The following is a 5,677-nucleotide window of genomic DNA, read 5'->3' as shown; positions in this document are numbered from 1 at the left end:
GGGCAGCGCGGCGGCGACGCCGTTGCCCGGCCGCCCGGCCGCCACGACGCCGCCGAGCACGCCGATCGCGAGCACGACGGCGCTCGCCGCGACGGGGGACCGCACCGCGAGCAGGCCGGTCGCGGCCGCGACCACCGCCAGCACGAGGACCATGGCGACCACGAGCGCCGTCTTGTCAGCCGTACCGAAGGCGCCGATGGCCAGGTCCTTGAGCCATCCCGGGGTCACGTCGATGAACGCGTCGCCGACCGCCGTCAGCGGTGCGGCGCCGACCGGCAGCAGCGCCGCCACCAGCTGCGCGACACCGAGCGTCAGCGCGGCGGCCAGGAGGCCGGCGACGACCGCGCGACGGGACATGTCCCGAGCCTGCGTCCTGAGCGGGCCGGTGTCACCCCCGGGCCGTGTCGGTGGTGGGGGAGATGCTCGTGCCATGGCAGCACGTCCGCCCTTCGAGCGCCCCACAGCCGTCCCGGGCTGGCGCGCGTCCCGCTGGGGGTACGACCCCGCGCTGGAGTGCTACTGGGCCGAGCTCGCGCGCGACGCGGACGGACGGGTCCTGCGCCTGGGACCCGAGCGCCTCCTGACGACCGTCCCGGCGCTCGCGCGCGCGGTCGGTCACGTCACCGGGGTGGGCGACGACGTGGCGTACCTGGCGCTCACCGCGTGAGGGGTCACCGCGTGAGGGGTCACCGCGTGAGGGACGGTGCGCGCCGGTCGCCGGGACCCCCCGGCTCCACCGTGAGGACGGTGACCGTCCGGCCGGTCTCGCCCGGCGCCAGCGTCACCGCCCCCTGCCCGACGTCGGCGGCCTCGACGCACAGCATCTCGGGCCACTCGTCGTCGGCCAGGTCGGGCAGCGCCGCAGCCCGGTCCGGGCCGGGGTTCCAGAGCACCGTGCCGCGGGCCCCGTCCGTGGTCACCACGACCCGTCGCCCGTCGTCGTGCACGACGACGGGCTCGCCGGCGCCGAGGTAGACGCGGTCGACCTCGCCCCGGACGAGCGTCGGCTCCGCGCCCGGCCCGACGCGCTCGCCCCCGGCCGCCTTGTCGAGGTACGGCAGCCCCGCCAGCCCCGTCACGCGGACGCGGCCGACGTCGGCCACCCGCAGGTAGGTGTGCAGGGCCGCCTCGTACGTCAGCTCGGCGTCGCCGAGGTTGGTGACGGCCAGCGTGATCCCCAGGCGCTGCCCGACGACGACCTCGAGCTCGGCGGCGAAGCGGTGCGGCCACGGACCGCTGCGCGTCGTCTCGTCGTCGCCCAGCCCCAGGCGCAGCGCGACGTCCTCGCCCCGCCGCTCGGCCCCCGTGAGCCGCCACCGGCTCACGCGGGCGAAGCCGTGCGCCGGTCCCGCGCCGCTCGCGTGCCCGCCGAACCACGGGAAGCACACCGGGATCCCGCCGCGGATGGCGACGCCCGGCTCGAACCGGCTCGCGCGGCTGTGGAACAGGACCGGCCCGTGCCCCCGGGGCGCCCACTCGAGGACGTGGGCACCCTGGAGGTGCACGACGGCGGTGGCGGCCGGGCTCTCGACGCGGACGACGGGGAGCCCTCCGGCGCCCTCGGCGAGCGTGACGCCCGCGGGGAGGGTCACGGCGCGACGCCGCGGAGCCGGTGCAGGACCTCGCCCGCCTGCGGCACGACGAGCGTGTCCGGGTCGGCGGACCACGCGTCGACGTCCACCTCGGCGGGGTCCAGGTAGTCGAGGTTGGCGGCGCGCACGACCTCCTCCGGGATGCCCGTCGCGAGGGTGACCGTCACGCGGCAGCGCTCGCCGTGCTCGTCGTCGTAGGTGCCCGCGCCGCGCAGGTGGGTGGAGTGCGCGAGGTCGCCCCAGGGCACGTCCTTGAAGCGGTCCCACTGCTTCACGAAGTAGTCGCGGCAGTGGTAGCCGATCTCCACGATCTGCGGGTGCATCACGGAGATCTCCGTGATGTGCGGCGCGTAGAGCACCACCTGGCCGCCGTCGGCGACGACCGGCTCGACCTTGTAGAAGCCCTTCGCGCCCGTCCACATGTCCTCGTACTTCTCCGGGATCAGCGACAGGACCCGGCGCACCGGCGCGTCGAGGTAGCGCACGTGGGTCTGTGCCGACACGTCGGCGGCCGCCGCCCACGCGGACGTGGGCGTGCCGAACGCCGCGGCGTGCAGGTCGGCCGTGCCGGAGCGCACCACGAGGCACAGGGCGTGCCGCTCGCCCGGGACGAGCGCGGCGGCCTCGTCGATGAGCGCGCGCACGGGCGTCGTCCCGCGCGTCCCGATGATCTCGACGCTGGAGATGAGGGCGCCCAGCCAGTGCGAGACGTTGATGACGTCCTTCACGGCGATGCCCGGGAACAGGTACTTGTTGCCGCCCGAGAAGCCGACGACCTCGTGGGGGAAGACCGGCCCGACGATGAGGGTGACGTCGTGCTCGACCACGGCCCGGTTGAGCCGCACCTCGACGTCGCGCACCAGGCGGCCCTCGGACAGCTCGGCCAGGCGGTCGGCCGTGATGGTGCCGACCGTGACGAACGTGCCCTCGTCCCACCACTCGTGGTTGAGGACCGTGGTGCCGGGGTAGGTCGCCGCCAGCTCACCCTCGGCGTACCCGAGGTGGCGTGCGAGCTCCGCCTCGCCCATGGGTGCGTGGGTCCCCAGCGCGACGAGCACCGTCAGGTGCGTCACCCGGCCGTGCACGCTCTCGTGGACCGCCCGCAGCAGCAGGGGCAGGGGGCAGGAGCGGGTCCCGTCGGGGACCACGAGGCACAGGCTGCGCCCGTCGAGGTCGAGCGTGCCGAGCTGCTCGGCCACGAACGCGCGGACCTCGTCGGGCGTCAGCACGCTGGTCGGGTCGCCGACCACCGCGGCGGTCTCGGGCGTGGTGGTCGTCGACGTCGTCATGGGCCCCACCCTGCCGTCACCGCGGTCGGGGAGCAACGTCGCCCGGCAACTGGCGGCAACCGGTTGTCGCTCCGGTGCGGGCGCTGAAGACTCGCGGGATGACCACCGCACCGACCGCAGCGACGACGTCGTCGAGCGGTGCCCCCCGCCGCTCCTCGCCCCGCCCGCCGGTGCGGCACGTGCACCTCGGCCTCGGCAGCTTCTTCCGGGCCCACCAGGCCTGGTACACCCAGCACGCCCCCGACGGCGGCGACTGGGGGATCGCGGCCTTCACCGGCCGCCGCCCCGACCTCGCGCGCGCCCTCGCGGCGCAGGACGCGGTCTACACGCTCACGGTGCGGGGCGCGGCGCAGGACCGGTACGAGGTCGTCGAGTCGGTGGCCGCCGTCCACGCGGCGGCCGACCACGAGGCGTGGCTCCGGTACCTGGCGGACCCCCGCGTCGCGCTCGTGACCACGACCGTCACCGAGGCCGGTTACGCGCTGCGGCCGGACGGGCACCTCGACCTGGACCGCTCCGACGTGGGGGCGGACCTGGCCGCGCTCCGGGCGGACCCGCGCGCCCTGGTCGCCACCGCCCCCGGGCGGCTGGTCGCCGGCCTCGCGGCACGCCGCAGGAGCGACGCGGGCCCGCTCAGCCTGGTCCCGTGCGACAACCTGCCCGGCAACGGCGCGGCCGTGGCCCGGGCCGTCCTCGACCTCGCGGAGGCGCTGGACCCGGCGCTCGCGGCGTGGGCCGCGGCGCACGTGACGGCGGTGACCACGATGGTCGACCGGATCACGCCGGAGCCGACCGCCGAGGACGTGGCCCGCGTCCGCGCCGTCACCGGAGCGCTCGACGCGGCCCCGGTGACCACCGAGCCGTTCAGCGAGTGGGTCATGGCGGGCACCTTCGCCGCCGGGCGGCCGGCGTGGGAGGCCGCGGGCGCGCTCGTGGTCCCCGACGTGGAGCCGTACGAGCGCCGCAAGCTCTGGCTCCTCAACGGCGCCCACTCGCTGCTCGCGTACGCCGGCCTCGCGCGCGGCCACGGCACCGTCGCCGAGGCGATCGCGGACGAGACCTGCCGGGGCTGGGTCGAGCAGTGGTGGGACGAGGCCTCCGCCCATGTGCCCCTGCCCGCCGCCGACGTCGCCGCCTACCGCGCCGCGCTCCTCGAGCGCTTCGCGAACCCGAGCATCCGGCACCGGCTGGACCAGATCGCGGCGGACGGCTCCCTCAAGCTGCCCGTGCGCGTCCTGCCGACGCTGCGGGCGGAGCGCGCCCGGGGCGGGCTCGCGGCGGGCGCCAGCCGCGTCGTCGCCGCCTGGATCCACCACCTGCGGGGCGACGCCCCGCTGCGCGACCCCGACGGCGAGCGGCTGCGCGTCGCCGCGTCCGGGCCGACGGCACCCGCGGTGCGCCGGGTCCTCGCGCTGCTGGACCCCGAGGTCGCGCAGGACGAGACGGTGCTCGCCGCGGTGCTCGCCCAGATCGAGGAGGTCGCGCGGCCATGAGCGGCACGGGTGCCGCGGCCGCCGGGTCCACCGGACACCGGGCGCGGGTGGTCGTCGGGCTCGACGTCGGCACGACCGCCGTCAAGGCCGTCGCCTTCGAGGTCGGCACGGGACGGCGCAGCGTCGCGAGCCGCCACTACCCGCTGCTCGAGCCGGCACCGGGCCACCAGGTGCAGGACCCGGCGCACGTGCTGCGCGCCCTGGAGCGGGCCCTCGGGGAGTGCGTCCGCGCGGTCGGCGGTGCGGACGTCGCCGGCGTCGCGGTGAGCGCGGCGATGCACGGGCTCGCCGGCCTGGACGCCGCCGGTCTGCCCACGACGCCGCTCCTGACCTGGGCCGACGGGCGCGCGGCGGACGTCGCCGGGCAGCTGCGGGCGTCGGGCGCGGCGGCCGTGCTCCACGACCGCACCGGCACGCCCGTCCACCCGATGTCCCCGCTGACCAAGCTCGCGTGGCTGGCCCGGCACGACGCGGCGACCGTCGCCCGCACCGCGTGCTGGGCGGACCTCAAGGCCCTCGTGCTCGCCCACCTCACGGGGAAGGTGGTGACCGAGCGGTCCTCGGCCTCCGCCTCGGGCCTGTGGGACCGGCGGACGCGGGCATGGGACCCGCACGCGCTGGCGGTCGCCGGCACCACGGCCGCGCACCTGCCCCGGGTCGTCGAGCCGGAGGAGCGCCTGGCCCTCCTCCCGGACGTCGCCCGCAGGCTCGGCCTGCCGGCCGGGACGCCGGTCGTGGCCGGCGGCGCCGACGGGCCCCTGGGCAACCTGGGGGTGCGCGCGCTCGCGCCCGGCGTGCTCGGGCTCTCGCTCGGCACCTCCGGCGCGGTGCGCACCGTCATCGCGCACCAGCCCGAGCGGCTCGACCCCGCGCTGTTCTGCTACGCCCTCAGCGGCGACCTGTCCGTCGTCGGGGGCGCCGTGAGCACGGGAGGCGTGGCGCTCGGCTGGGCCGTCGACGCGTTCGCGCCCGAGCTGCGCGGGCACCACGACGCCCCCGAGGCGCTGCTGCTGGCGGAGGCCGCGGCCGTCCCGCCGGGCAGCGACGGGCTGGTGATGCTGCCCCACCTCCTGCCGGAGCGCGCCCCCTCGTGGGACCCGACCCTGCCGGGCGCCTACCTCGGGCTGGCCGCACGCCACCGACGCGGCCACCTCGTGCGCGCCGCCGTCGAGGGCGTCGCGCTCCAGCTGGCCGACCTGGTCCGGCGCCTCGACGCCCTGCACCCGGTCACCGAGGTGCGCGCGACCGGGGGAGCGCTGCGCTCGCCGGTGTGGCGCGCGTCGCTCGCCGCGGCCCTCGACCG

At 77.3% G+C, this 5,677-nt stretch carries 5 protein-coding genes and 1 pseudogene; 3 read left to right on the top strand and 3 right to left on the bottom strand.

What is annotated here, in order from left to right; all coding sequences use genetic code 11:
• Positions 1-357, bottom strand: a pseudogene (locus IDM29_RS14310) (oxidoreductase); the annotation flags it as partial.
• A 73-nt stretch (positions 358-430) separates the two neighbouring features.
• Between IDM29_RS14310 and IDM29_RS14305 the strand changes: the two are divergent.
• The gene (locus tag IDM29_RS14305; RefSeq protein WP_182111273.1) at positions 431-667 is read left to right on the top strand and encodes a hypothetical protein; all 237 of its coding nucleotides are present in this window, start codon (positions 431-433) and stop codon (positions 665-667) included.
• Positions 668-686: 19 nt separating this feature from the next.
• Here the strand turns inward: IDM29_RS14305 and IDM29_RS14300 are convergent, their stop codons facing one another.
• Together IDM29_RS14300 and IDM29_RS14295 are read right to left on the bottom strand one after the other, a co-directional pair.
• On the bottom strand, positions 687-1,592 hold the full coding sequence (locus IDM29_RS14300) for a D-hexose-6-phosphate mutarotase (protein WP_182111272.1): 906 nt from the start codon (positions 1,590-1,592) through the stop codon (positions 687-689).
• Positions 1,589-2,881 (bottom strand): lactate racemase domain-containing protein, encoded by a 1,293-nt coding sequence (locus tag IDM29_RS14295; RefSeq protein ID WP_182111271.1) that lies wholly within the window; start codon positions 2,879-2,881, stop codon positions 1,589-1,591. The genes IDM29_RS14300 and IDM29_RS14295 overlap by 4 nt, the downstream gene beginning before the upstream one ends.
• Before the next feature lie 98 nt (positions 2,882-2,979).
• On the opposite strand from IDM29_RS14295, the gene IDM29_RS14290 reads away from it, so the two are divergent.
• Positions 2,980-4,374, top strand: a complete 1,395-nt coding sequence (locus tag IDM29_RS14290) for a mannitol dehydrogenase family protein (protein ID WP_182111270.1) — start codon at positions 2,980-2,982, stop codon at positions 4,372-4,374.
• Positions 4,371-5,677 (top strand): gluconokinase (locus tag IDM29_RS14285; RefSeq protein ID WP_188037681.1); only part of this gene is annotated, 1,307 nt, incomplete at its 3' end. The genes IDM29_RS14290 and IDM29_RS14285, both read left to right, overlap by 4 nt.

It is taken from the genome of Actinotalea sp. JY-7885, from assembly GCF_014525465.1.
Classification (GTDB): Bacteria; Actinomycetota; Actinomycetes; order Actinomycetales; family Cellulomonadaceae; genus Actinotalea.
Note: the sequence above shows the minus strand (reverse complement) of the source record. Positions and strands in the feature narration are given on the sequence as shown.